This window comes from Pseudomonas sp. LFS074 (assembly GCF_047978165.1).
In the GTDB taxonomy this organism is placed as follows: Bacteria; Pseudomonadota; Gammaproteobacteria; order Pseudomonadales; family Pseudomonadaceae; genus Aquipseudomonas; species Aquipseudomonas putida_P.
On record NZ_JBFPFV010000001.1, the window covers coordinates 3,841,974 to 3,865,032 of the forward strand.

Annotated in this window: 26 protein-coding genes, 1 tRNA gene and 1 pseudogene; 7 read left to right on the top strand and 21 right to left on the bottom strand. The window is 59.0% G+C overall.

What is annotated here, in order from left to right:
• Nucleotide 1: 1 nt before the first annotated feature.
• Entirely contained in the window at nucleotides 2-1,393 is a 1,392-nt protein-coding gene (locus ACNQP3_RS17380; protein WP_012272993.1) for an amino acid permease, read from the bottom strand.
• 80 nt (nucleotides 1,394-1,473) lie between these two features.
• Nucleotides 1,474-2,298, bottom strand: a complete 825-nt coding sequence (locus ACNQP3_RS17385; RefSeq protein WP_012272994.1) for a phytanoyl-CoA dioxygenase family protein — start codon at nucleotides 2,296-2,298, stop codon at nucleotides 1,474-1,476.
• A gap of 135 nt (nucleotides 2,299-2,433) precedes the next feature.
• On the opposite strand from ACNQP3_RS17385, the gene ACNQP3_RS17390 reads away from it, so the two are divergent.
• A complete protein-coding gene (locus ACNQP3_RS17390; RefSeq protein ID WP_012272995.1) occupies nucleotides 2,434-3,360 on the top strand; it encodes a LysR family transcriptional regulator in 927 nt (308 codons plus the stop codon).
• A gap of 25 nt (nucleotides 3,361-3,385) precedes the next feature.
• Here the strand turns inward: ACNQP3_RS17390 and ACNQP3_RS17395 are convergent, their stop codons facing one another.
• Nucleotides 3,386-3,844 carry a GNAT family N-acetyltransferase gene (locus tag ACNQP3_RS17395; protein ID WP_082421421.1) on the bottom strand — a complete coding sequence of 153 codons (459 nt, stop codon included), beginning with the start codon at nucleotides 3,842-3,844 and terminating at the stop codon, nucleotides 3,386-3,388.
• A 138-nt stretch (nucleotides 3,845-3,982) separates the two neighbouring features.
• Nucleotides 3,983-4,387, bottom strand: coding sequence for a DUF3224 domain-containing protein (locus ACNQP3_RS17400; RefSeq protein WP_264316282.1), 405 nt, complete (start codon nucleotides 4,385-4,387; stop codon nucleotides 3,983-3,985).
• 480 nt (nucleotides 4,388-4,867) lie between these two features.
• On the opposite strand from ACNQP3_RS17400, the gene ACNQP3_RS17405 reads away from it, so the two are divergent.
• Nucleotides 4,868-5,698, top strand: coding sequence for a hypothetical protein (locus ACNQP3_RS17405; RefSeq protein WP_179027929.1), 831 nt, complete (start codon nucleotides 4,868-4,870; stop codon nucleotides 5,696-5,698).
• Nucleotides 5,699-5,811: 113 nt separating this feature from the next.
• Here ACNQP3_RS17405 and ACNQP3_RS17410 read toward each other — a convergent pair whose 3' ends face one another.
• Nucleotides 5,812-6,420, bottom strand: coding sequence for a hypothetical protein (locus ACNQP3_RS17410; RefSeq protein WP_264316283.1), 609 nt, complete (start codon nucleotides 6,418-6,420; stop codon nucleotides 5,812-5,814).
• Between the two features lie 178 nt (nucleotides 6,421-6,598).
• Between ACNQP3_RS17410 and ACNQP3_RS17415 the strand changes: the two genes are divergently transcribed.
• Together ACNQP3_RS17415 and ACNQP3_RS17420 are read left to right on the top strand one after the other, a co-directional pair.
• Nucleotides 6,599-7,138 carry a hypothetical protein gene (locus tag ACNQP3_RS17415; RefSeq protein ID WP_264316284.1) on the top strand — a complete coding sequence of 180 codons (540 nt, stop codon included), beginning with the start codon at nucleotides 6,599-6,601 and terminating at the stop codon, nucleotides 7,136-7,138.
• A gap of 256 nt (nucleotides 7,139-7,394) precedes the next feature.
• A pseudogene (locus ACNQP3_RS17420) lies at nucleotides 7,395-7,622 on the top strand (integrase); the annotation flags it as partial.
• Nucleotides 7,623-7,701: 79 nt separating this feature from the next.
• Here the strand turns inward: ACNQP3_RS17420 and ACNQP3_RS17425 are convergent.
• The 9 genes from ACNQP3_RS17425 to thrS all read right to left on the bottom strand — a co-directional run bounded on the left by ACNQP3_RS17425 (nucleotide 7,702) and on the right by thrS (nucleotide 15,177).
• Nucleotides 7,702-7,778: transfer RNA gene (locus ACNQP3_RS17425), tRNA-Pro, on the bottom strand.
• 101 nt (nucleotides 7,779-7,879) lie between these two features.
• Complete coding sequence (locus tag ACNQP3_RS17430; protein WP_003250681.1) at nucleotides 7,880-8,236, bottom strand: MerR family transcriptional regulator; 357 nt, start codon at nucleotides 8,234-8,236, stop codon at nucleotides 7,880-7,882.
• Nucleotides 8,217-8,519: an integration host factor subunit alpha gene (gene ihfA / locus ACNQP3_RS17435; protein ID WP_003250679.1), complete on the bottom strand. Its 303-nt coding sequence runs from the start codon at nucleotides 8,517-8,519 to the stop codon at nucleotides 8,217-8,219. The genes ACNQP3_RS17430 and ihfA overlap by 20 nt, the downstream gene beginning before the upstream one ends.
• A gap of 4 nt (nucleotides 8,520-8,523) precedes the next feature.
• Nucleotides 8,524-10,905: a phenylalanine--tRNA ligase subunit beta gene (pheT, locus tag ACNQP3_RS17440; protein ID WP_264316285.1), complete on the bottom strand. Its 2,382-nt coding sequence runs from the start codon at nucleotides 10,903-10,905 to the stop codon at nucleotides 8,524-8,526.
• 33 nt (nucleotides 10,906-10,938) lie between these two features.
• Nucleotides 10,939-11,955, bottom strand: coding sequence for a phenylalanine--tRNA ligase subunit alpha (gene pheS / locus ACNQP3_RS17445; RefSeq protein ID WP_003250674.1), 1,017 nt, complete (start codon nucleotides 11,953-11,955; stop codon nucleotides 10,939-10,941).
• A 109-nt stretch (nucleotides 11,956-12,064) separates the two neighbouring features.
• Entirely contained in the window at nucleotides 12,065-12,421 is a 357-nt protein-coding gene (gene rplT / locus ACNQP3_RS17450; protein ID WP_003250671.1) for a 50S ribosomal protein L20, read from the bottom strand.
• A gap of 27 nt (nucleotides 12,422-12,448) precedes the next feature.
• Nucleotides 12,449-12,643, bottom strand: coding sequence for a 50S ribosomal protein L35 (rpmI, locus tag ACNQP3_RS17455; protein ID WP_003250667.1), 195 nt, complete (start codon nucleotides 12,641-12,643; stop codon nucleotides 12,449-12,451).
• A 60-nt stretch (nucleotides 12,644-12,703) separates the two neighbouring features.
• Nucleotides 12,704-13,255 (bottom strand): translation initiation factor IF-3, encoded by a 552-nt coding sequence (infC, locus tag ACNQP3_RS17460; protein ID WP_012052879.1) that lies wholly within the window; start codon nucleotides 13,253-13,255, stop codon nucleotides 12,704-12,706.
• The gene (thrS, locus tag ACNQP3_RS17465; protein ID WP_012273093.1) at nucleotides 13,255-15,177 is read right to left on the bottom strand and encodes a threonine--tRNA ligase; all 1,923 of its coding nucleotides are present in this window, start codon (nucleotides 15,175-15,177) and stop codon (nucleotides 13,255-13,257) included. The genes infC and thrS overlap by 1 nt, the downstream gene beginning before the upstream one ends.
• 337 nt (nucleotides 15,178-15,514) lie before the next feature.
• On the opposite strand from thrS, the gene ACNQP3_RS17470 reads away from it, so the two are divergent.
• Nucleotides 15,515-15,820 (top strand): hypothetical protein, encoded by a 306-nt coding sequence (locus tag ACNQP3_RS17470; RefSeq protein WP_012273094.1) that lies wholly within the window; start codon nucleotides 15,515-15,517, stop codon nucleotides 15,818-15,820.
• A gap of 163 nt (nucleotides 15,821-15,983) precedes the next feature.
• Nucleotides 15,984-16,196, top strand: a complete 213-nt coding sequence (locus tag ACNQP3_RS17475) for a cold-shock protein (RefSeq protein WP_012273095.1) — start codon at nucleotides 15,984-15,986, stop codon at nucleotides 16,194-16,196.
• 124 nt (nucleotides 16,197-16,320) lie between these two features.
• Here ACNQP3_RS17475 and ACNQP3_RS17480 read toward each other — a convergent pair whose 3' ends face one another.
• Nucleotides 16,321-16,641, bottom strand: coding sequence for an I78 family peptidase inhibitor (locus ACNQP3_RS17480; protein ID WP_060493920.1), 321 nt, complete (start codon nucleotides 16,639-16,641; stop codon nucleotides 16,321-16,323).
• 273 nt (nucleotides 16,642-16,914) lie between these two features.
• On the opposite strand from ACNQP3_RS17480, the gene ACNQP3_RS17485 reads away from it, so the two are divergent.
• The gene (locus ACNQP3_RS17485; protein WP_264316286.1) at nucleotides 16,915-17,127 is read left to right on the top strand and encodes a hypothetical protein; all 213 of its coding nucleotides are present in this window, start codon (nucleotides 16,915-16,917) and stop codon (nucleotides 17,125-17,127) included.
• On the opposite strand, the gene ACNQP3_RS17490 is transcribed toward ACNQP3_RS17485, so the two are convergent.
• The 6 genes from ACNQP3_RS17490 to ACNQP3_RS17515 are packed head-to-tail and all read right to left on the bottom strand — an operon-like array spanning nucleotide 17,099 to nucleotide 23,049.
• Nucleotides 17,099-18,100, bottom strand: coding sequence for a nucleoside hydrolase (locus tag ACNQP3_RS17490; RefSeq protein WP_060515098.1), 1,002 nt, complete (start codon nucleotides 18,098-18,100; stop codon nucleotides 17,099-17,101). The two genes, ACNQP3_RS17485 and ACNQP3_RS17490, sit on opposite strands and share 29 nt — an antisense overlap.
• Before the next feature lie 57 nt (nucleotides 18,101-18,157).
• Nucleotides 18,158-18,556, bottom strand: a complete 399-nt coding sequence (gene rbsD, locus ACNQP3_RS17495; protein ID WP_012273099.1) for a D-ribose pyranase — start codon at nucleotides 18,554-18,556, stop codon at nucleotides 18,158-18,160.
• A complete protein-coding gene (gene rbsK, locus ACNQP3_RS17500) occupies nucleotides 18,553-19,461 on the bottom strand; it encodes a ribokinase (RefSeq protein WP_012273100.1) in 909 nt (302 codons plus the stop codon). Before rbsK ends, rbsD begins: the two co-directional genes overlap by 4 nt.
• A gap of 15 nt (nucleotides 19,462-19,476) precedes the next feature.
• Nucleotides 19,477-20,499, bottom strand: a complete 1,023-nt coding sequence (locus tag ACNQP3_RS17505) for a LacI family DNA-binding transcriptional regulator (protein WP_012273101.1) — start codon at nucleotides 20,497-20,499, stop codon at nucleotides 19,477-19,479.
• Nucleotides 20,500-20,503: 4 nt separating this feature from the next.
• Entirely contained in the window at nucleotides 20,504-21,499 is a 996-nt protein-coding gene (locus ACNQP3_RS17510; RefSeq protein ID WP_012273102.1) for an ABC transporter permease, read from the bottom strand.
• The gene (locus ACNQP3_RS17515; protein WP_264316287.1) at nucleotides 21,496-23,049 is read right to left on the bottom strand and encodes a sugar ABC transporter ATP-binding protein; all 1,554 of its coding nucleotides are present in this window, start codon (nucleotides 23,047-23,049) and stop codon (nucleotides 21,496-21,498) included. The genes ACNQP3_RS17510 and ACNQP3_RS17515 overlap by 4 nt, the downstream gene beginning before the upstream one ends.
• Nucleotides 23,050-23,059 lie beyond the last annotated feature (10 nt).

Genomic DNA, 23,059 nt, shown 5'->3' on the forward strand with positions numbered 1-23,059 from the left:
CCTAAGCGCTGGCAGACACCGGGCGTGGTGTACGCACGCCCCAAAGCCAATAGCCCAGGGATAGCAGGATCAACCAGCCTACCCCGACGTACATGGCCGTGCGGCTGGCTGGGAACCAACCAAGAACGCCAAAAATGAAGACCATGAAAGCAATCGCGCAAGCGGGCCCTACTGGCCACAGTGGCACTCGATAATCCAGTGCAGCAACCTCCTCCTTGCTCATGCCACGCCGCATGGCCACTTGCGACAGCAGAATCATCAACCAGACCCAGACAATGGAGAAGGTGACGACTGCGGCAAGCACCAGGAACAAGCCTTCTGGCACCAAGTAGTTCAATACCACGCCCAGTAGCAGTGCGACACCCATGACAGCAACCGTCATCCACGGCACGCCGAAACGCGACAGTGAGGCGAAGCCGGCAGGCGCCTGGCCGTTTTGCGCCATGCCGTACATCATTCGCCCGGCACTGAAAATGTCGCTATTGATCGCTGAAACAGCAGCGGAAATGACCACGATGTTCAACACGGTGGCCGCGGAACTGATGCCCAGGCCACTGAAGATCTGTACGAACGGGCTGCCGTGGCTGCCAATACCGGTCCAAGGGTAAATGGACATAAGTACCAACAGGGTGAGGATATAGAACAAGAGGATGCGCAACGGCACTGAATTGATCGCCTTTGGCAGCACGCGCTTTGGGTCCCTTGCTTCGCCTGCCGTGATGCCGATCATTTCGACCCCGCCAAAGGCGAACATGACGACAGTGAAGGAAGCAATCATCCCACCGATGCCATTGGGGAAGAACCCGCCGTGGCTCCACAGGTTCGAGATACCGGCAACCGTGCCCGCATCGTCATTCAACTGGATGCCCAGCAGCAGTACAGCCCCGCCTGCCACAATCATGGCAACGATAGCGGTCACCTTCAGCAACGACAGCCAAAACTCCATTTCGCCGAACACTTTCACGCTACACAGGTTCAGCGCCCCGATAAAGAAGACGATCCCGAGCACCCAGATCCAGGCGGGTGTTTCAGGGAACCACAGCCCCATGTAGACACCAAACGCGGTCACATCCGCCAGGCACACCACCAACATCGAGAACGCGTAGCTCCAACCCGTCAGAAAACCAAAGTAACGACCTAGATACTGGCTGGCATAGTGTCCGAACGAGCCAGATACCGGGTTATGAACCGCCATTTCGCCGAGGGCGCGCATCATCATGTAAATGGCTGCACCGCCTATGAGGTAGGCAAGTAAAACAGAAGGGCCTGCCAGTTTTATTGCCGATGCCGAACCGTAGAAAAGCCCGGTGCCAATAGCGGAGCCTAACGCCATGAAACGAATATGTCGGGTAGACAGACCCCGCTTCAGCTGGTGTGAAGATTGAGCGTTCATAGATACCTTCTTGATTTTATTATCAGGTCCGCACAACGCACAGGTTGCGCGGTTTTATCAGGCACGCAGTATTTCAATCATCAAGCCCGTGGCCACAGCACCGGGAACAGTTCATGGTTCATCTTGGCGCCGCTGGCCAGTTGCGTTTCCAGCCCGGGAAACTGTGGCGACGTTTTCCACTGGCGCGGTGCATGAGTAATGTCGTCACCCAGGAAACGCACCGAGAAGGCACGACGCCGACGATTGCCCCCGACACCTCCAGAGGCATGCAAGGTCAGCATGTGGAAGAACACGGCATCGCCTGGGGAGAGTTCCCAGCCGAGAATGTTCCAGGCACTGCGATCGGCCTCGATGTCCGGCAAGTCAGCCAGGCTGCCTTCCGGGAACCATTGCGCCTGGCTGTCGAGAAAGCTGCGCGGCATCAGCCACGGCCCCAGGTGCGAGCCCCCCACGAATTCGAGGGTGGACTCCCTCGCAACAGGGTCGATTGGCATCCACATGCTGCAGTTCTGGCGCCCATCGATGTTGTAATAGGGCTGGTCCTGATGCCAGGGCGTCCGCTGGCGCGTATTAGGCTCCTTGACCAGCAGGTGATCGTGATAAAGCCGGGCTGTCTCGCTGTTCATGAGTTGGGCTGCAACACCCCCTACCCGGCTCTCGAAGATGAACTGACGATAGGCGGTGATATCGCCCCAATTACAGAAGTCTTCAAAGAACCAACCGGGGTCATCAGGACGACTCGCCACCTTGGCGCGCTCGCTTGGGGTTTTCAAGTTCTGTTCAATGCCGGATTCGAGCAGTGCAACTTCTTCCGGCGTAAACAAGTTACGCACGCAAACAGCACCGTCACGCTGAAAAGCCTCGATGGTTTCATCGCTCAGTTGGAATTCTGCGTATTGATTCATAAAGCACCCTTTAGTCTTTTTATTGGGGCAGGCGCACGCAAGTTTTCAAGAGAAATAAGCAAGGTGCACAGCGAGTATTGCTTTTTGGCACCAATAGGAAAAGAATATATTTCCTAATTTTGAGTATAGGAAAAAATGATAGGGTTCTCTTTCAGGCAGCTCGAGTACTTCGTGGCCGTGGCCGAACATGGCAGCATCAGCGCTGCAGCGAGAGCCCGGCACGTTTCACAGCCCTCGGTGTCGGTTGCCATTGCTCAGCTTGAAGAGGCGCTGAATGAGCGGCTGTTCCGGCGCCAGGTCAGCCGTGGGCTGGAGCTGACCTCAGCGGGCACGCGCTTGCTCGCCCAGGCACGCGACATCATTGGCATGGCCATCGCCATGAATCAAAAAGCGGATACGGTGCAAGGCTCACTTCGCGGCAACTTGTCGCTTATCTGCTTTCAAGACTTGGGCCCTTATTACGCGCCCAGGCTGCTGTCGAGCTTTCGCAAGCAGTATCCCGAAGTCGAGGTAACACTGTTCGAGACCGACCTGGCAGGCGTGCACCGCCATCTGAGCGCCGGTAAAGCCGAGCTTGCGCTTACCTATGACATAGGCCTCGATCCCTCGCTGCCGCGTCAGGTGTTGGCCGAATTGAAACCCTACGCGCTCATCGCCACTGACCATCGGCTCGCCCACCTGGCCGCGATACCGCTGCATGAACTGGCGCAAGAGTGTTTGATTCTTGAGGATATCGCGCAAACCCGCGAGTATTTCCTTTCACTGTTTTGGGCGCATAACCTGCAACCGCGTACACAGCAATATACCCAGACCTTCGAGATGCAACGTGGCCTGGTCGCCCATGGCTATGGGGTTGCGCTTTCATGCACCCGGCCTGCTGGGGATCACTGTTATGACGGCACACCGCTGTTGTGCCGGCCATTGCTGGAAGCCGTATCACCGCAAAAAGTGGTGCTGGCTCAATCAGGCATGATGCACCCCTCGCCGGTAGCGGAGGCGTTCAAAAGTTGGGTCGCTCGGGAAATAGCAGTCGGGGCCCCTGCGGGACCGAGCTCACCCTAAAGTTAGTTAAGCTATTGGGGCCGACTTAAATGCGTGATCCTAGATTCAGGTCCATCGCCTGGGACATCAACATAGAACCTTCTCGCAAAGGCTCTGGTAAGCCGCTGTCACAAAATCCGCTTTTTCTGTACAAGCTCATCGCCGGGGAGTCTGCGATCGTCACACCTAACCTGACAGTTTGCGCCCCGCGACTTTCAGCCCAAGCAATAGCTTCTGCTAGCAGAGACCGGCCGACTCCGACCCCTCGCACGGCAGGTTCCACCCACATCTGAAAAATCTCGACGACTCCTGACGCCGCTTCTGAAGATTTACACCACACCAAACCACAAGGCTCAGCGTGCTGAAAAGCCAAAAACGCCTGTGCGTATTTCGAAGCTGCGACAGCCGAGATACGGGCCGCCCAATCGTCATCACTTCTGGTCACTTCAGAAGCGTAGGTACTTGCGAAGGCAGCGGGTGAGTCTTGCAGAGCCCTCAAGCGCATATCCCGATATAACGGCCAATCACGTGCAGCTATAGGGCGAACGAACACATTGCTAATTCCCACGTCTCTGCTCCTTTACCGGTCACGGCAAGCCGTGAAGCCAAAACTGCGTCATCGCAGAACGACTGCAAATGCAAATCAGCTTTGATCGGGTAGCATGTACTCAAACTTGTATGAGTGATGCCTGTCGGTGATCGTGGTCACCATGCTACCTGTTAGCCCAGAAAGCGCGTCAGTGCCGGAGTCAGGTACGACGGTGATGGACTGAACGGGCGCCCCACGGTTCATGGTCGAACTGTGTTGAAGTACGAAACTACCGCTGCGACCGTGCAAGGTTCCCTGCACAGTTTCCATGGCAACGTAACCGGCAGAACCTGGAACGCTGCTGCGAAAGGACAACATCTCACCTTGACTGGTGGCGTCCAGGTCACCCTTGAACTGCTTGTCCAAAGACAATCGACCGAGGCCAGATTTCTCAGTAGCACGGCTCAAGGGTTGCGGATTCAGCGTGATGTCGAATGACCCTACGGCGGTCTGTTGCATTGCAAATTCCTTTTTGACCCGGCTCCGTGCCGGTGCCTTGTAATACTCCATCCAAGCTCCAATTGCCATCATTCAGCCCTGTGTACGGCTGGATCTCATTATCCAAGCAACCATCAATTACCGTGGACAGGTCCAACGATGCGTGACCGAAACGACACTCGCCCAGCTGGGCGAGCGGGATGCGCTGCTCGGTGAAGTTCTCGAGGCATTCCAAATTGGGGTATTCGGATTTCTGTGTGTAATCGGAGCCTATCCCTAAAGTAGTATTTCGAGTGGGAAGGCGCAGCAAGGCAAATCCACCCTATTGCGCAGGTGCTACGGAAACATTTGATTGGCATTTCGGGGTGGCGGCGGGGTTAGATGAATTCGCCCCTGAACAAAACGCTGAAGCCCAAAGCTGAAACGGCAAAAGTGTTATAAACCAATTTGCGGCGCTGCATCAGGCTCTTGTCAACCTGAGCTCACTCTCAAGGATGTGCTATGAACTACAACGAATTCACCAGTTACCTCGCAGACCGAATTGTGGCGATTCGCACCCGCGAGCTCGTACCTGGTACTCAAAGGCGGCGCGGGCGGTACTACGATGCAGCCTATGCCTCGGTGTTGGAGTGCCGGGCATTTTTCGACCGACTTTCTCTTGATGAAGGCCCTCATAACGACTACAACCCCACAAGCAAGGCCTCGGTCGAGGCCTATCGTGTGGCGTTGTACGCAGAATTGGCCGAAGAACTGGGTAATCGGGTGGCGGATGCTTGCGTGCAGGGCGACGTATCTTTCCTGGATTCTGTGCTCAGGTACCCGGTGCCTTACGGGGAGGGGGTGTCAGACCAGAGGTTTGCCCGAGTGGCTGCGGAGTATTTTTCCAATATTGTTTTTGAGCGCACCTGTGTCGGGTGTCGTGCAAAGTACAAGGTAGCGCTGAAGGCCCAGACCTACCGGATGGTTTCAAATCATCACCCGGAAACCTGCGCTGCCGTGCGAGTAGCTCCCGTACAAGCAGCTAAGCCAGAGGTCAAGGTGGCGGAAAAGAAGGGAACAGACCCTATCAAACGCTTGTTCGTCGATCTAAATCGACCTGTGATACCCGAAGAGATGCTCAAGCCAACACAAAAGCCCGCTTATAATTCCCCTGCGTATCGGGCCAATGCCAAAGCTGCCTTGCGCTTGTACGCAGAGTTTCTCAAGTTCTATGAGAACAACCCGTTCACGGAGAGTGATCCAGAGGAAAACCAGCGCCAAATGGAGCGCATGTATAACGTCGCTGTGCGCACGATATTCAACTTCGATCCAAACGCAAACAAGCAACAATGATCACGACATGAAAATAGTCACCGCGTCGGTGCGCAGTAATCGCGAGTTCGGCCAACCAGGCCGGTGGCAGTTCTTTTTTTACCTGGGCATCTGATGGGCAGGCGTGGCAGAAACTACTGAACAGCAGGTGCCTGCCGCTTCCAATCCTTGGCCGCAGCGGCTACGTAACCCATCATCGATAGGGGCACTTTGAATACCGGATAGGCAAGCGTCTGCATCCTGATCATAGTGTCCAGCATCAGCGTGCCGCTGCCCTGCTCGCCAGCAGTGCCAGTCCAGGCCTGGTAAGTGGGGTGAGACGTCAGGCTGGTACTGATGAAAGTCCTGCCCAGCGCCAGTACCAACAGCACCACGGCTACAGTGGCACATGCCTTGAACAAAGGGCTCCTGAAGCGCCAACCACTCTTCAACTGCACACCCAGCAACGCGCTCTTGGCGATATGCACCAGCGCCCCTAGCAACGACAAGGTCAGGGCGAACACCGGGGCAATCATGGCCTCGTAAGCCTCTTTTCCGTCGTCTGCCTGCGAACCTCCATCACGGTAGCCGTCGAGTTGATGGGTGTAATTGCGCAGGCCATCGTGTGTACGCCCGGCAAGCGCTCGATGGTAGAAACGCTGCTCGAACTGTTCGCGGGTAATTTCCGCCATCGGCAAATTGCCAATGTTGTCAGGGAACTCAAGCCCCTCGCGCCACAGCGCAAACCCCAGAAAGGAGCACATCCGTACTCCTACGCTGTAACCCCTCTCCCCTCTATCCACTGCCACGATATGGCGACCAAGTATGCTAAGCCCTGCCTACATGGGCGGGGTGGTCAAGCATTGAAAAAGGCCCCTCAGCAAGCAAATATGGTAATTAGCCATCGCATTGATGCAGCCGCAAATAACAGGGGAAAATGGAATGACGTTGAAAGTTGCCATCGCGCTCAGCTGCCTCCTTGGCGTCTCGAGCACTGCTTTCGCCCGGCTGGATTTTCAGTATCAGGAGCTACCGCAGGATAGATCTAGCAGGGAATATGGCGCTCAAATTAAAGACCTTGAGAAAGTGATGGAGGGTTACAAGTGGGCCGCTGACAATGGGGCTGGTTTCATTATTACTTCAATCCCGAACCCCATACCGAATGTCACCAGTGATCGAGCCGTCAACGGCTTGTACTTCGGAATGCAGCGATTTATTTATGACAAAGAGCAAGTTCGAGCTGCTCCATATGAGCTTTACGCGCGACAAAGCGGGCGCGTCGGGTACGTGGAGCTCTGGGACGATGAAAGCGCCGGGTCAATGCACGTGAAAATCATTGACGACAATACTCTTGAAGTTTTCAACGACGCAAAGGAGAGCGACGAAAAGGATCGCCTTATATACAAAAAAGTAGCGCGCTTTGAAAAGAACCCTCGAGAAGACAGGCTCGAAAGCGCAGAAGAGTCCGGCGTATTCCGCTAACGTCCCACTTTATTCGAGGCTACGCCTGTAGCCTCATCATTTCGAGCTCGGCGCAAACTATGTGCTGGCAGAACCTTCCTTTCATTTAAACATCTCCTCCTCCTTCAAAGTCAGCCGCTTTAGCGGCAAGGACGAAGTCATACTGAAGAAAAGTATCCGCTAGAGGTTCAGAGCGCTACCAGCGACACCTTCATCGCAATGAGCAAAGGCATCACGACCTTGAGGCTCATGGTCGAAGCCGGAAAGAAATACCCGGTTCGCTTCCATCAAGGTTCACGACCTGAAGCATACATTCGGACGTAGACTGAAAGCAGCAGCTGTGAGTTTGGAAGATCGGAAGTCGCTACTTGGCCACAAGAGCGGAAGCGTGACCCGTCATTACTCCGGAGCGGAGATTGGTCAGAAGATTGATGCAGCAAACAAGGTATTGGCCACCGACTCGCGCGGGCCGGTACTCACGATGCTGACCAGGAGGAAGGCATGAAAAACGGAGAAGTCACGCAAAAGTCACGCAAATGAAAAAGGCCAATGCTCGGAACATTGGCCTTTCCCATTGGGATTATTGGTCGGGACGGAGTGATTCGAACACTCGACCCCTTGCACCCCATGCAAGTGCGCTACCGGGCTGCGCTACGCCCCGACTCTATTCTCGATACTGCTGAGAACGATGAAGAATCTACCCTAACCTCCTGATAAATGAAAGCTTTTTCTCAAAGAATTTTCACTTACCAGCAAACAAGCTCATTTCTTCAACACTACCAACACATCCTCCAACTCAACAATCATCTGCCGAATCAGTTGCTTGTATTGGCTGGATTCATCCTTAGCCTCATCACTGGAGAGCCTCAACCGGGCCCCGCCAATGGTGAACCCCTGATCATAAAGCAGCGCACGAATCTGGCGGATCATCAGCACATCCTGGCGCTGGTAATACCGCCGGTTGCCCCGCCGCTTCACAGGGTTAAGCTGGTCGAACTCCTGCTCCCAATACCGCAGCACGTGCGGCTTAACCGCACAAAGCTCACTCACTTCACCAATGGTGAAGTAGCGCTTGCCTGGTATGGGGGGCAGTTCGTCGTTATGGCTTGGTTCCAGCATAGGCCTCAACCCGGGCCTTCAACTTCTGCCCTGGACGAAAGGTGACGACGCGCCGTGCAGTGATCGGGATCTCTTCCCCTGTCTTGGGGTTGCGGCCCGGCCGCTGGCGTTTGTCGCGAAGGTCGAAGTTGCCGAAACCGGACAGCTTCACCTGCTCGTTCTCTTCAAGTGCGTGCCGAATTTCTTCGAAAAACAGCTCGACCAATTCCTTGGCCTCACGCTTGTTAAGCCCCAGCTCCTCGTACAGCCTTTCGGCCATCTCAGCTTTCGTCAGAGCACCCATGCCGTTATTTCCTTAACGTGGTGTTCAACCTTTGTTCGAGCGAGGTGAGGATGTTTTGCAGGGTAGTGTTCACCTCATCGTCGTTAAGAGTGCGCGATGGATGCTGCCAGGTCAAGCCGACGGCAAGGCTTTTTCTATCAGGATCAATGCCTTTACCTTGGTAGACATCAAACAGCCTGAGGTCTGTGAGCCATTCGCCTGCATTGTCACGAATTAATTCAAGCACCGCGCTAGAAGCTACATCACGCCCTGCGATCAAGGCCAGGTCGCGACGGGTTTCCGGGAACTTGGACAGCTCGCTGAACTTCGGCAGGCGGCCTTCGACCACGTCGCCCAGCACCAGCTCGAACAGGAATACCGGGCGGTCCAGGTCCAGGGCCTTGGCCAGCTCTGGGTGGATGGCGCCGAGGTAGCCGACCAGTGTGCCGTCACGCTCGATGGCGGCGGTCTGGCCTGGGTGCAGGGCTGGGTGCTTGCCGGCGCTGAAGGTGAAGTCGCTCAGGGCACCGGAGTAGCCCAGCAGGGCTTCCACGTCGGCTTTGACGTCGAAGAAGTCGACGCCGTCGCGGCCGTTGGCCCAGCCTTCTGGCAGGCGGCTGCCAGTGATTACGCCGGCAATCATCGGCTGCTGCTGCAGGTCACCGAGCTGGCCGACAAAGCGCAGGCCGCTTTCGAACAGGCGCACGCGGTCTTGCTGGCGGTTCAGGTTGTGTTGCAGCGCCTTGACCAGGCCCGGCCACAGGGACGCGCGCATGGCGGCCATGTCGCTGGAGATGGGGTTGGCCAACAGCAGCGGCTCTACGCCCGGGCTGAACAGTTCGAACAGTTTCGGGTCGATGAAGCTGTAGGTGATGGCTTCCTGGTAGCCGCGGGCAACCAGCAGACGACGCAGGGTCGGCAGGTCACCGCGAGTCTCTGGCTTGCCCTGGGGGGCCAGGCGGGCTTGCGGGTAGCGAACCGGCAGGTTGTTGTAGCCGTACAGGCGGGCCAGTTCTTCGATCAGGTCGACTTCCAGGCTGATGTCGAAGCGATGGCTCGGGACGTTGACGGTCCACTGCCCTTCCCCGTTGCGAGTGGTGGTCAGTTCCAGGGCGTTGAGCAGTTGCTCGACCTGGGCTGGGTCCATTTCCATGCCGAGCATCTGGGTGATGCGTTCGGCGCGCAGGGTGACAGGGGCCACTTGCGGCAGGTGCTGTTCGCTGACGGCTTCGACGATCGGGCCGGCTTCGCCACCAACGATGTCCAGCAGCAGCTGAGTGGCGCGCTCCATGGCTTCGCGGGCCAGCTGCGAGTCGACGCCGCGTTCATAGCGGTGCGAGGCATCGGTGTGCAGGCCGTAGGAGCGGGCTTTACCGGCGACGGAAATCGGCTCGAAGAACGCGCTTTCCAGGAACAGGTCGCGGGTTTTTTCGGTATTCACACCGCTGTGCTCGCCACCCATGACGCCGGCGATGGCCAGGGCGCGGGTGTGGTCGGCGATCACCAGGGTATCGGCACGCAGGGCCACTTCCTGGCCGTCGAGCAGGACGAGCTTTTCGCCCTCTTCAGCCATGCGCACGCGGATGCCGCCGTTGATTTCCGCCAGGTCGAAGGCGTGCATCGGCTGGCCAAGTTCAAGCATCACGTAGTTGGTGATGTCGACGGCGGCGTCGATGCTGCGCACGTCGCTGCGGCGCAGGCGCTCGACCATCCACAGTGGGGTTGGCTTGCTGAGGTCGACGTTACGGATAACGCGGCCCAGGTAGCGTGGGCAGGCAGCCGGGGCACTGACTTCGACCGGGCGCACTTCGTCGTGGGCCGCCGCTACGGCTGGCACGACCGGACGAGTGACCGGGGTGTCGTACAGGGCGCTGACGTCGCGGGCCAAGCCCGCGATGGACAGGCAGTCGCCACGGTTGGGGGTCAGGCCGATTTCGATGCTGGCATCGTCCAGGCTCAGGTACTTGCGAATGTCTTCGCCAACCGGGGCGTCAGCCGCCAATTCCAGCAGGCCATCGTTCTCTTCGCTGATTTCCAGCTCGGCAGCCGAGCACAGCATGCCGAAAGACTCGACGCCGCGCAGCTTGGCCTTTTTGATCTTGAAGTCGCCAGACAGCTCGGCGCCGATCATGGCGAACGGGATCTTGATACCTGGGCGGGCGTTAGGCGCGCCGCATACGACCTGGAAAGTTTCCTGGCCGTTGGTCACCTGACACACGCGCAGCTTGTCGGCGTCCGGGTGTTGTTCGGTGGCGAGGATTTCGCCCACGACGATGCCGCTGAACTGGCCGGCAGCGGGGGTAACGCTGTCGACTTCGAGGCCGGCCATGGACAGGCGGGCGACCAGTTCGTCACGGGAGACTTGCGGGTTTACCCAACCGCGCAGCCACTGTTCACTGAATTTCATGCTGTTCTCCTGAAAGTTGCGTCGGGCATTGACCTAGCGGAATTGCGCGAGGAAGCGCAGGTCGTTGTCGAAGAACAGACGCAAATCGTTGACGCCATAGCGCAGCATGGCCAGGCGCTCGGCGCCCATGCCGAAGGCGAAGCCCTGGAACTCTTCAGGGTCGATGCCGGACATGCGCAGCACGTTCGGGTGCACCATGCCGCAGCCCATCACTTCGAGCCAGCCAGTTTGCTTGCACACGCGGCAACCATTGCCGGAACACATCACGCACTGGATGTCGACTTCAGCGGAAGGCTCGGTGAAGGGGAAGAACGATGGGCGGAAACGTACCGCCAGTTCTTTTTCGAAGAACACGCGCAGGAATTCTTCGATGGTGCCCTTGAGGTCGGCAAAGTTGATGTCGCGATCGATCAGCAGGCCTTCGACCTGGTGGAACATCGGCGAGTGGGTGATATCCGAGTCGCAGCGGTATACGCGGCCAGGGCAAACAATGCGGATTGGCGGCTGAGTGGACTCCATGGTCCGCACCTGCACCGGCGAGGTGTGGGTACGCAGCAGCATGTTGGCATTGAAGTAGAAGGTGTCGTGCATCGCCCGGGCCGGGTGGTGGCCAGGGATATTGAGCGCTTCGAAGTTATGGTAGTCGTCTTCGACCTCTGGGCCTTCGGCGATGCCGTAGCCGATGTGGGTGAAGAACTGCTCGATGCGCTCGAGTGTACGGGTGATCGGGTGCAGGCCACCGGTGGCCTGGCCGCGACCTGGCAGGGTGACGTCAATGCACTCGGCAGCCAGGCGAGCGCTGAGCTCGGCTTCTTCAAAGGCGGCCTTGCGGGCATTGAGCACAACGGTAACGCGCTCTTTGGCGTCGTTGATCAGCGCGCCAACTTTCGGCCGCTCTTCGGCTGGCAGGTTGCCCAGGGTCTTCATCACCTGGGTCAGCTCGCCCTTCTTGCCGAGATAATTAACCCGGATCTGTTCCAGGGCGTTGATGTCTTCAGCGCGTTCCACGGCCTCTAGGGCTTGGGAGACCAGCGCATCCAGGTTTTCCATGTACAGACTCCAGATACGAAAATAGGGGAAGAGCTTTGAAGGCTCTTCCCCTATCGATGACGTTCAATGCCCGACAGCGCTAGCGCCGCCGGGTGATTGTCGCGGGTACTTAAGCCAGAACGGCTTTAGCTTTCTCGACAATCGCAGCAAACGCCGCTTTTTCGTTCACTGCCAGATCAGCCAGAACCTTACGGTCGATTTCGATCGAAGCCTTTTTCAGGCCAGCAATCAGACGGCTGTAGGACAGACCGTTGGTGCGGGCACCGGCGTTGATACGAGCGATCCACAGTGCGCGGAACTGACGCTTCTTCTGGCGACGGTCGCGGTAGGCGTATTGGCCTGCCTTGATGACCGCTTGCTTGGCTACACGGAATACGCGCGAACGTGCACCGTAGTAACCTTTAGCCAGTTTCAGAATTTTTTTGTGACGCTTACGAGCGATAACGCCGCGCTTAACACGAGCCATGAGTAACTTCCTCTATCTTAACCAGAATTAACGAACGCGCAGCATGCGCTCGACTTTTGCTACGTCGGACGGGTGCAGCAAGCTGGCACCGCGCAGTTGACGCTTACGCTTGGTCGACATTTTGGTCAGGATGTGGCTCTTGAAAGCGTGCTTGTGCTTGAAGCCCGAAGCTGTCTTCAGGAAGCGCTTCGCAGCACCGCTTTTGGTTTTCATTTTTGGCATGTTGGAACTCCGCATTCGATAAAATTACACATAATCATCAGGCCTGCCGTGCCCGGGAGATTACTTCTTTTTCTTGGGGGCGATGACCATCATAAGCTGGCGTCCTTCCATCTTAGGATGCTGCTCAACGGTGCCGTATTCGGCGAGGTCGGCTTCGACCCGCTTCAACAGCTCCATGCCCAGCTCCTGGTGGGCCATCTCACGACCACGGAATCTCAGAGAGATCTTGGCCTTGTCCCCATCGGTAAGGAAACGTACCAGGTTGCGTAGTTTTACCTGGTAATCCCCATCCTCCGTCCCTGGACGAAACTTGATTTCTTTGATCTGGATCTGCTTCTGGTTTTTCTTGGCTTCGTTAGCCTGCTTCTTCTTCTCGAAGAGGTGCTTGCCGTAGTCCATGACCTTGCAGACCGGTGGTACCGCGTCTGCAGAAATTTCTACCAGATCCAGCTTCGCTTCATCAGCGATACGCAGCGCTTCATCAATCGAGACGATGCCAACCTGCTCGCCGTCTGCGCCAATTAACCGAACCTCGCGGGCCGAGATATTCTCGTTGATCGGGGCCTTCGGTACAGCACGCTTATCGTTTCTCATTTCACGCTTAATAGTCATTACTCCGATTCTTGGCGACCACGCCGGGAAACCGCTTGTGTCAGCAACTCAGCGAATTGGGCGACGGGCATGGAGCCCAGGTCTGCGCCTTCGCGAGTACGCACAGCGACGGTTTGCGTTTCGACTTCGCGGTCCCCTATAACCAAAAGGTACGGGACCTTGAGCAAAGTATGCTCGCGGATTTTAAAGCCGATCTTCTCATTTCTCAAGTCCGACTTGGCACGGAAACCGCTACCGTTCAGAGATTTCTCTACCTCGAGGGCGAAATCGGCCTGCTTGTCGGTGATATTCATGATCACCGCCTGGGTCGGGGCCAGCCACGCCGGGAATACGCCAGCGTAGTGTTCGATCAGCATGCCGATGAAGCGTTCGAACGAACCGAGAATGGCGCGGTGCAGCATGACCGGGCGAACACGGCTGTTATCTTCGGCGATATAGCTGGCATCCAGGCGTTCTGGCAGGTTCGGGTCGTACTGCAGGGTACCGCACTGCCAGTTACGGCCGAGGCAGTCGCGCAGGGTGAACTCGATTTTCGGGCCGTAGAAGGCGCCCTCGCCTGGCTGGTATTCCCACTCAAGGCCCGATTCGTTCAGGGCGTCGGCCAGCGCCGTTTCGGCACGGTCCCACAACTCTTCAGAACCTACACGCTTGGCCGGACGGGTGGACAGCTTCATGGCGATGTCGCTGAAGCCGAAGTCCTTGTACACGTCCAGGGTCAGCTTGATGAAGTCGGCAGCTTCTTTCTTCACCTGCTCTTCGGTGCAGAAGATGTGCGCGTCGTCCTGTACGAAGCCACGCACGCGCATGATGCCGTGCAGGGCGCCAGACGGCTCGTTACGGTGGCAGGCACCGAACTCGGCCAGGCGCAGCGGCAGGTCACGGTAGCTTTTCAGGCCCTGGTTGAACACCTGCACGTGGCACGGGCAGTTCATCGGTTTTACCGCGTAGTCACGGCTTTCCGACGACGTGGTGAACATGTTCTCGGCGTAGTTGGACCAGTGGCCGGAGCGCTCCCAGAGGATACGGTCGACAACTTGCGGGGTCTTGATTTCCTGGTAGCCGTTTTCACGCTGCACGCCACGCATGTACTGCTCGAGTACCTGGTAGACGGTCCAGCCGTTGGCGTGCCAGAACACCATGCCTGGGGCCTCTTCCTGCAGGTGGAACAGGTCGAGCTGCTTGCCGATCTTGCGGTGGTCGCGCTTTTCGGCTTCTTCGATGCGCTGGATGTAAGCGGCCAACTGCTTCTTGTCAGCCCAGGCGGTGCCATACACGCGCTGCAGCTGCTCGTTCTTGGCATCGCCGCGCCAGTACGCGCCGGACAGCTTGGTCAGCTTGAATGCCTTGAGGAAGCGAGTGTTCGGCACGTGCGGGCCACGGCACATGTCGACGTATTCTTCGTGGTAGTACAGGCCCATGGCCTGCTCATCCGGCATGTCTTCGACCAGGCGCAGCTTGTAGTCTTCGCCACGGGCCTTGAACACATCGATCACTTCGGCACGCGGGGTCATCTTCTTGACCACGTCGTAGTCTTTCTCGATCAGCTCCATCATGCGCTTTTCGATAGCGGCCATGTCTTCAGGGGTGAAGGGGCGCTCGTAGGCGATGTCGTAATAGAAGCCTTCGTCGATCACCGGGCCGATCACCATCTTGGCGGTCGGGTACAGCTGCTTCACGGCGTGGCCAACCAAGTGGGCGCACGAGTGACGGATGATCTCCAGTCCCTCTTCATCTTTAGGGGTAATGATCTGCAGGGTGGCGTCGTTGCTGATCAGGTCGCAAGCATCGACCAGTTTGCCGTCGACCTTGCCGGCCACGGTGGCCTTGGCAAGGCCCGCGCCGATGGAAGCGGCTACGTCGGCTACGGATACGGCGTGATCAAACGAACGTTGACTGCCATCGGGAAGAGTAATAACGGGCATGGCGCCTCCTCTCCTAGTGGTGACCCCTACCAAAGGTCACGTGGGTTGGGATGAGCCAGTACAAGATCCGACCTGCCTTTCTTTAAGGAAAGCCTGCCTCACAGTGGCAGAAGCCTTTCAGCTTGTCAGGGACGAACCAGAGTGACTGGAAAGAAAAAAGATAGCTGTAGCCGGCAACAACGCGACCACAAGCCGAGCATGCTAGCACGCGGGTTGCACCCCAGGCAGAAATATTTGGAAATTGCACCGCAACGGTGAACTATCAGGAAAAAATGCCTATCAGACCTTGGGAAGCAACCTACTCTTGATGAGACCTTAACCCAAGGAGTAACTGGTTATGCGAGTTCCGTCTCTTCTGGCCCTGGCGGCCGCTGGCGCCCTGCTGCTGCCCGTGGCTGCGAACGCCGGCAACTTCCCACCTGGGAAGGAGGCCGGCTACATGACCCAGTGCACGCAGGTGGCCAGCGGCCAGGGTGTTGACGCTGCCACTGCGAAAAAGCACTGCGACTGTGGCGCGCAAGCCATCAAAAAGAATTTTACCGATGCCGAGATTGCCGACCTGGACAGCCAGGATGGCGTGGACGCCAAGCTGATGCAGAAGGCCCAGACGGTCGTTCAGCAGGCTTGTAAACCGAAAAGCTGAAACCTTAAAGCCAAGGTTGGCGAGCGATTCTTTGCCTTGAATCAACATCCGATGAAGGTAAAAGGCGCTACATCCGCAGAATTAGACTATGATGTCATCTGTGCCAGACAGCTCAGGCGTCTATGGCACTTCGAAAAATTTCAAGTTTCTGGAGATTCATCCCATGTCCAATCGCCAAACCGGCACCGTCAAATGGTTCAATGATGAGAAAGGCTTCGGCTTCATCACCCCACAAGGCGGCGGCGACGACCTGTTCGTTCACTTCAAGGCCATCGAATCCGACGGCTTCAAGAGCCTGAAAGAAGGCCAAACTGTTTCCTTCGTCGCCGAGCGCGGTCAGAAGGGCATGCAGGCTGCACAGGTTCGTCCGGAGTAATTCGGAAGCTGTAAAAAAACCCGCCCTTATGGCGGGTTTTTTTATGGGCGTTTGCATGGGCTGAGTGAAATGGCCTATGCGGGCACGCCATGTTTCGGGGGCCTGATGGCCCCTCAGCCTTGCATCAACCGCAGTTGACGCGGGTCACGTTGCCCTGCTCGTCCACATTCAGGTTCAAGCGCTCGGAGCGGTACTCCAGGGTAACCACGTCGTGCGGTTTGAGAATACGCGCCATTTGCGAGCCGCTGGCCTTGCGCGCCTGCTCCAACAATTCGGCGCTGGCTGGCTTGCCAATGGCAAAGTCAGCGCCGCTGGCTTCGCAACGGCCGTCGTTGCCTGCTGGCGTGGCCGGCGCAGCACCACCACCAGCGTTGTCACCAGTGCTGCAACCAGCCAGGACAGCAGCCACCGCCAGGGTTGCCAGGTAAGCACGGGTACGGAACATGAAGCCTCCTAAATCGGTCTGGGAACTGCCTGATCCGACAGCTCCACTCATCATTTGTTGCAAAACCGGCCAAGTCTGCCTGAACTGCAGCAGCGAGGCGAAAAGCAATCGTGACCGGATTTTGCACAACCCACTGCGTTTGCCATATGCTTAGCTCGCACGATCACTGGCGCAAAGCCATGATTTGCTGCAAGAAGTGGAGCGCATCCCGCCTCCATCGAACACCAGGGTCAGGTGTTCCCCTTCGTTCCGGGCCCCAAGCGAGAGCTTTTCATGAGCACCCACAGCATCGATGCCGATATCAAGGTCAAATGGGCCGAGGGCCAGAGCGCGTACAGCCCCGGCACACCGGAGGAGCTGCTGTTGATTGGCATCGACCTGCTGGTGCGCGATCGCGGCGCTGAAGCCGCGCGCGGCTTCATCGAGCAAGTGCTTGAGCGTTACGCGCCGCACGCGGCTATTCCAATCGTGCCAACCGGGCGCTGAGCAGGTCGAACAGCCCCTGGGCATCGCCCTGCTCCACCCACAGCACATTCGCCGGCTGCTTGAGCACGCCGTACCAGTCGGCAATCGTCTGGCCAAACGTTGGGCCTTCGCGGCTGTCGACGCTCATGTGAATGCGCCGGCCACTGAAAAGCTCGGGCTTTAACAGGTAGGCGATGACGCTGGCGTCGTGCACCGGGCCGCCGGGCATGCCGTACAGGTCCATGTCGTGGGTGATGTAGGCATTGAGGATATCTACCACGCGTTTGCTGGCCTGGTTATTCACGGCGGCCAGTTGCTTCAGGCGGGCGTCGCTGGTCAGCAGCTTGTGGGTGACATCCAGCGGCAAGTAGGTCAGTTGCACGCCGCTGGCCAACACCACTTCGGCGGCGTGTGGGTCGGCGTAAAGGTTGAACTCCGCCGCCGGGGTGATGTTGCCGCCGTTGAAATGGGCACCGCCCATGACGACCACCTCTTTGATGCCCTTGACGATGTCTGGGCGCTGAATCAACGCCAGGGCCAGGTTGGTCTGCGGGCCGAGCATGGCCACGGTGATGCTGTGGGGTGTGGCCGCGCCGAGGGTGTCGATCAGGTACTGCACGGCATTGCCCTGGGCCTGGGGCTTTTTCGGCTCGTGCACCGGTACGCCAGTGAGGCCTTCTTCGCCGTGTACGTCGGCAGCATAGATAGGTGTGCGCACCAACGGGCGACCGGCACCGGCGTAGACGGGGATATCTTCGCGCCCCGCCCATTCGCGAGCCAGGCGCGCGTTGCGCGAGGTTTTTTCCAGACGCACGTTGCCAGCCACTGTAGTGATGGCGCGGATGTTGAGTTCGTCGGGTGAGGCCATGGCCAGAAACAGCGCGACCACATCATCGGCGCCAGGGTCAGTGTCGATGATCAGGTCGATAGGGGCGGCCTGAAGGGTGGAAGCAGTGGCCATGAAGGCGATTCCTTGTAGCAGGGGTTTGAGCATGGGTGGCACTCCTGTTGCCTGGGTGGCGGTTTCCGGGGCCGCTTTGCCCCCCCGCCCTTAGAAGGTGACGCCGGATATGAGGGCGATGTTGCTGTAGGGCTGGCATTCACCTGTGCGCACCACTGCACGGGCACTGCGCGAAAGCACTTTGAAATTCTCATGGCTCAGCCATTCGCGCTTGCCCAGCTTGCCCTTCAGTCGCTCGATTTCGACCAGCGCTGGTGGCACGACTTTCTGCATTTCTTCAGCCAGCACGTGCCGCTCTACCTGCAATTCGCTCAGCACTGCCCGCAACACGCTGGCGAAATCCGGCAACCCTGGGGTAACGGCCAGGTCGATCATCTCCACGCCCGGCGGCACCGGTAGCCCGGCATCACCGATCACTAGAATGTCACCATGCCCCATGCCGGCAATAACCCGCGACAGGGCAACGTTCAGCAATGGGGTTTTCTTCATGGTGTCAGCTCCGCCAGGTAAGGAATCGACGGCTGGGCACCGGCACGGGTGACCGACAATGCGGCGGCACGCTGGCCAAACACAATAGCCTCGCCCTCCTCCAGCCCCCGCACCAGCCCGGCCGCAAAGCCACCGACAAAGGTATCGCCGGCAGCGGTGGTATCCAACGGTTGCACCACCGACGCCGGATAGTGCTGGTGGCCTTGAGCAGTAATCCGCAAGGCCCCTTGCGCACCCAGGGTGATGATCACTTTCCCCGCCCCCAGTTGCAGCAGCCGCTCGCCAGCGCGCCGGGCGCTTTCCTGGTCGGTCACCGCCATGCCGGTCAACGCTTCGGCCTCGCTTTCGTTAGGGGTGAGGTAATCGATATGCGCAAACCAGTCCGCCGGCAAGGGACCGGTAGCAGGTGCTGGGTTCAGGATTACCTGCTTACCCAGCTCATGCCCTCTGGCCAGGGTCCAGGCCACGGTTTCGGCCGGCACTTCCAGTTGGCAAATGATCACTTCAGCCGCCTGCAACAGCGCATCGAAACGCTGCACCGACCGTGGCGTAAGCAGGCCGTTGGCGCCGGGAATGATAACGATACAGTTCTGGCTGGCGGCATCCACGGTGATCAGTGCGACACCACTGGAAACCCCTGGGCACGTGCTTACGCCCTGGCAGTCGATACCCTCGACGTACAATGCCCGGTGCAGTTGCCGACCATAATCGTCGTCCCCCACATTGCCGATCATCGCCACGCTACCGCCCAACCGTGCCACTGCCACGGCCTGATTAGCGCCCTTGCCGCCCGGCACGGTGAAAAAGCTTTCGCCGGGTAGTGTTTCGCCGGCCCTGGGCAGGCGCTGCGCGCGGGCCACCAGGTCCATATTGAGGCTGCCGACCACCACAACCTTGGCATTCATGACATTTCCTTAGCGTTAGCGGTAATCATTGAACAGGTCCGGGCGTGGCCCGGTGGACTCACGCAAGACGATGCGCGGGGCAATGATGCGTTGCTCTGCCGCGCCTTGCCGGGGTGTACCGATACGCGTCAGCAACAGTGAAGCGGCACTTTCGCCCAGCTCGCGAATCGACTGGCCCACCGTGGTCAACGGCGGGTAGACGTAGCGGCTGAGCTCGATGTCGTCGAAGCCGATCACCGACAGTTCGCCGGGTACGCTGATATTGCGTTCGGCTGCAGCGCGCAGCACGCCGAAACCAATCATGTCATTGCCGGCAAAAATTGCCGTGGGCCGCTTGCCCTCCAGCACCTGCGTTGCCGCCGCATGGCCACCTGGGCTGGTGAAGTCGCAGTGCAGCACACGGTTGCCCAGCAGGGGCGCACCGGCTTCGATCATGGCGCGGCGAAAGCCGCACAGGCGCAGCTGAGTAACCCCGGTTTCGGCAGGGCCGCCGATGTAGGCGATGTCGCGATGGCCAAGCTCCAGCAGGTGCTGGGTGGCCAGGTACGCGCCATGCTCGTGGTCGATACGCACCAGGTCGGCATCGACGCCCTCCAGCTCACGGTCGACGATGACCATGGGCGTGCGTACACAGGCCAGGCTTTGCAGCAGGTCGCTGTCCTGGCCCACCGAGGCTACCACCAGGCCGTCGATGCGTTTTTCCAGCAGCACGCGCAGGTAACTGCGCTGCTTCTGCGGGTTGTCGTCGGAGTTGCACAGGATCACACAATAGCCGTTGCGTTCGCAGGCGTCTTCGATACCCCGCGCCAGCTCGGCGAAGTACGGGTTGACGCTGTTGGGCACCAGCAGGCCGATGGTGGCCGTGCTACGCGCCTTGAGTGAGCGGGCCACCGCACTGGGCACATAATCCAGTTCGATAATGGCGGCTTCCACTTTCAACCGCACCTGTTCGCTGACGGGTCGGGTCTTGTTCAGTACATGGGACACGGTGGTGTAAGAAATACCCGCCAGCGCCGCGACATCTTTGATGGTTGCCATGTTGTCAGTTCCGCCGGGCTGCACGCCGGCTGCGGTAAGTGTCGAGCACCACGGCGATGACGATCACCGCCCCGGTGATGATGCGTTTGGTTGGTTCGCTGGCGCCGATCTGCGCCAGCCCGGCGGCCAGTACGGAAATGATCAGTACGCCAAAGAAGGTGCTGATAACCGAGCCACGCCCGCCCATCAGGCTGGTGCCGCCGATCACTACAGCGGCAATCACCTGCAGTTCCAGGCCGGAGCCAGCATTGGGGTCGGCGGCTTCCAGCCGCGAGATCTGGAACAGCGCGGCCAGGCCGGCGAGCAGGCCCATCAAGGCGAACACCAACACTTTGTAGGGCCGCGGGTCGATACCGGCGAGGCGTACGGCTTCTTCGTTGGTGCCAATGCCAATCAGGTAGCGGCCGAATACTGTACGGGTCAGCACCAGCTGGGCCAACACGATTACCAGCAAGGCAATGATGAACGCTGGCGAAATACCAAAGGCGACCGGGTTGGAGAACCAGGCATAGGCATCGCCAATATAGGCGGTGCGCGAGTCGGTGAACTGGTAGGCCAGACCACGGGCCATTTCCAGCACGCCGAGCGAGACAATGAATGACGGGATACGCCAGGCCACGGTGACGCACCCGGTAATGCTACCGGCCAGCGCGGCCACGGCCATGCCCAGCATCGCCGAGGGCAGCACGCCCCAGCCCCAGCCGAGAATCGCCACGCTCACCGCGGAGGCAGCCAGCGCCAGCACCGAGCCCACCGACAGGTCGATACCGCCGATAATCAGCACGAAGGTCATGCCCACCGCCAGTACCATCAGGTCCGGGATCTGGTTGGCCAAGGTGCTGAAGGTGCTGTAAGACCAAAAGTGGCTGCTGAGGAATGAGAACAACACGATCATCGCCAGCAAGGCGCCAGCCAAGCCCAAGTAAGTGGCCAAGCCAAAGTACGTGCCACTGCGGCGCACGGGAGCGGCGCCTTGGCTGTCTAGCGGGGTGGTTTTCATGCATTCTTCCTGGGTGCTGCATCGTGCAGCAGTGCGTCACGTTTCTGATATCCGGCAAAGGCGGCGGCCAACAGCTGATCCTGAGTCCAATGCTCACGCTCGAAGGTGTCGATCAGGCGGCCGGCGGACAGCACAGCGATGCGGTCGCAAATCAGCATCAGCTCGCGCAGGTCGCTGGACACCACCACCAGGGCCTTGCCCTGGCGCGCCAGTTCGGCCAGCAGGCCATAGATGTCGAACTTGGCGCCCACATCGATGCCACGGGTAGGTTCGTCGAACAGCAGCACCTGGCAATCGCGCTCCAGCCAGCGGCCGATCACCACCTTCTGCTGGTTGCCGCCAGACAGCTCGCCCACTACCTGCTGCGCGCCGGCACTGCGAATGCGCATGGCCTGGATCTGGCGTTCGGCCAGGGCTTGCTCTGCCTGGCCATCGAGCACGCCGGCCCGCGATACCGCGCCCAGGTTACCCAGGGCGATGTTGGCGCTGATCGACTGCGTCAGCAGCAGGCCCTCGCCTTTGCGGTCTTCGGTAATCAGCGCGATACCCGCCCGCACGGCGGCCTTGGGCGAGTCGATGGTTACCGCTTGAAGTGGCTGGCCGAGCGCGATGCTGCCACTGTCGGCACGGTCGGCACCGTAGATCAGCCTCAGCAGCTCGGTGCGGCCGGCGCCGATCAGGCCGGATATACCAAAGATTTCCCCTGCCCTGACCTCGAACGACACCTCGCGCACCTTGTCAGCACGGCTTAGCTTGTCGACCTTGAGCAAGGGGGCACCGATCTGCCGGCGGCCCAGGTCGATATGCTCGCCCAGTTCGCGGCCGACCATCAGGTTGACCAGTTCGGCACTGGTGTAGCGCTGTATCGGCTCATCGCACACCAGTTTGCCATCGCGCAGCACAACGATGCGCTGAGCCACGCGCTGCAACTCTTCCAGGCGGTGCGAGATATAGACGATGGCCACGCCACGCTGGCGCAAGCGCTCAATCTGGGTGAACAGCAACTCCACCTCGCGCGCAGTGAGCATGGCAGTGGGCTCGTCGAAGATCAGCACATGGCAGTCACCGATCAGGTTGCGGGCGATTTCGACCATCTGCTGATGCCCGATACCCAACTCGCCCACCGGGGTATCCGGGTCGATGGCATCGAGCCCGACCTGGGCCATGGCGGCCATGGCCAATTGGCGCAGGCGCTTGTGGCTGATCCAGCCAAAGCGGCTGGGCAGGTTGTCGAGGAACAGGTTTTCCGCCACGGTCAGTGTCGGCAGCAGGTTCAACTCCTGCATGACCATGCGTACACCGAGGCGCTCGGCCTCGCTGCGGCTGGCGGGCGCGTAGGCCTGGCCGCGATAGGTCATGAGCCCGGTGGTGGGCACCTCCAGGCCACTGATGAGCTTGGACAGGGTACTCTTGCCCGCACCGTTTTCGCCGGTCAGGGCCAGCACTTCGCCGGCGCGCAGGCTGAGGCTGACGTCGCCTAGCACGGGCTGGGCGTAAGTCTTGCCCAACCCACGGGCGGCGAGTACCACTTCGTTGGCCAATGCAGGCATGGCCGTTCTC

Coding starts and splice junctions, on each gene's coding strand:
- ACNQP3_RS17410 (WP_264316283.1), bottom strand. CDS start 6,420: ATGTGCTCCTTTCTGGGGTTTGCGCTGTGGCGCGAGGGGCTTGAGTTC.
- rpmI (WP_003250667.1), bottom strand. CDS start 12,643: ATGCCAAAAATGAAAACCAAAAGCGGTGCTGCGAAGCGCTTCCTGAAG.
- ACNQP3_RS17400 (WP_264316282.1), bottom strand. CDS start 4,387: ATGCAACAGACCGCCGTAGGGTCATTCGACATCACGCTGAATCCGCAA.
- ACNQP3_RS17515 (WP_264316287.1), bottom strand. CDS start 23,049: ATGCCTGCATTGGCCAACGAAGTGGTACTCGCCGCCCGTGGGTTGGGC.
- ACNQP3_RS17480 (WP_060493920.1), bottom strand. CDS start 16,641: ATGTTCCGTACCCGTGCTTACCTGGCAACCCTGGCGGTGGCTGCTGTC.
- ACNQP3_RS17485 (WP_264316286.1), top strand. CDS start 16,915: ATGAGCACCCACAGCATCGATGCCGATATCAAGGTCAAATGGGCCGAG.
- rbsK (WP_012273100.1), bottom strand. CDS start 19,461: ATGAATGCCAAGGTTGTGGTGGTCGGCAGCCTCAATATGGACCTGGTG.
- ACNQP3_RS17380 (WP_012272993.1), bottom strand. CDS start 1,393: ATGAACGCTCAATCTTCACACCAGCTGAAGCGGGGTCTGTCTACCCGA.
- rplT (WP_003250671.1), bottom strand. CDS start 12,421: ATGGCTCGTGTTAAGCGCGGCGTTATCGCTCGTAAGCGTCACAAAAAA.
- thrS (WP_012273093.1), bottom strand. CDS start 15,177: ATGCCCGTTATTACTCTTCCCGATGGCAGTCAACGTTCGTTTGATCAC.
- ACNQP3_RS17490 (WP_060515098.1), bottom strand. CDS start 18,100: ATGCTCAAACCCCTGCTACAAGGAATCGCCTTCATGGCCACTGCTTCC.
- pheT (WP_264316285.1), bottom strand. CDS start 10,905: ATGAAATTCAGTGAACAGTGGCTGCGCGGTTGGGTAAACCCGCAAGTC.
- ACNQP3_RS17390 (WP_012272995.1), top strand. CDS start 2,434: ATGATAGGGTTCTCTTTCAGGCAGCTCGAGTACTTCGTGGCCGTGGCC.
- ACNQP3_RS17510 (WP_012273102.1), bottom strand. CDS start 21,499: ATGAAAACCACCCCGCTAGACAGCCAAGGCGCCGCTCCCGTGCGCCGC.
- infC (WP_012052879.1), bottom strand. CDS start 13,255: ATGACTATTAAGCGTGAAATGAGAAACGATAAGCGTGCTGTACCGAAG.
- ACNQP3_RS17430 (WP_003250681.1), bottom strand. CDS start 8,236: ATGCTGGAACCAAGCCATAACGACGAACTGCCCCCCATACCAGGCAAG.
- rbsD (WP_012273099.1), bottom strand. CDS start 18,556: ATGAAGAAAACCCCATTGCTGAACGTTGCCCTGTCGCGGGTTATTGCC.
- pheS (WP_003250674.1), bottom strand. CDS start 11,955: ATGGAAAACCTGGATGCGCTGGTCTCCCAAGCCCTAGAGGCCGTGGAA.
- ACNQP3_RS17415 (WP_264316284.1), top strand. CDS start 6,599: ATGACGTTGAAAGTTGCCATCGCGCTCAGCTGCCTCCTTGGCGTCTCG.
- ACNQP3_RS17470 (WP_012273094.1), top strand. CDS start 15,515: ATGCGAGTTCCGTCTCTTCTGGCCCTGGCGGCCGCTGGCGCCCTGCTG.
- ACNQP3_RS17385 (WP_012272994.1), bottom strand. CDS start 2,298: ATGAATCAATACGCAGAATTCCAACTGAGCGATGAAACCATCGAGGCT.
- ACNQP3_RS17405 (WP_179027929.1), top strand. CDS start 4,868: ATGAACTACAACGAATTCACCAGTTACCTCGCAGACCGAATTGTGGCG.
- ACNQP3_RS17505 (WP_012273101.1), bottom strand. CDS start 20,499: ATGGCAACCATCAAAGATGTCGCGGCGCTGGCGGGTATTTCTTACACC.
- ihfA (WP_003250679.1), bottom strand. CDS start 8,519: ATGGGTGCTCTGACGAAAGCTGAGATGGCCGAAAGGCTGTACGAGGAG.
- ACNQP3_RS17475 (WP_012273095.1), top strand. CDS start 15,984: ATGTCCAATCGCCAAACCGGCACCGTCAAATGGTTCAATGATGAGAAA.
- ACNQP3_RS17395 (WP_082421421.1), bottom strand. CDS start 3,844: ATGCGCTTGAGGGCTCTGCAAGACTCACCCGCTGCCTTCGCAAGTACC.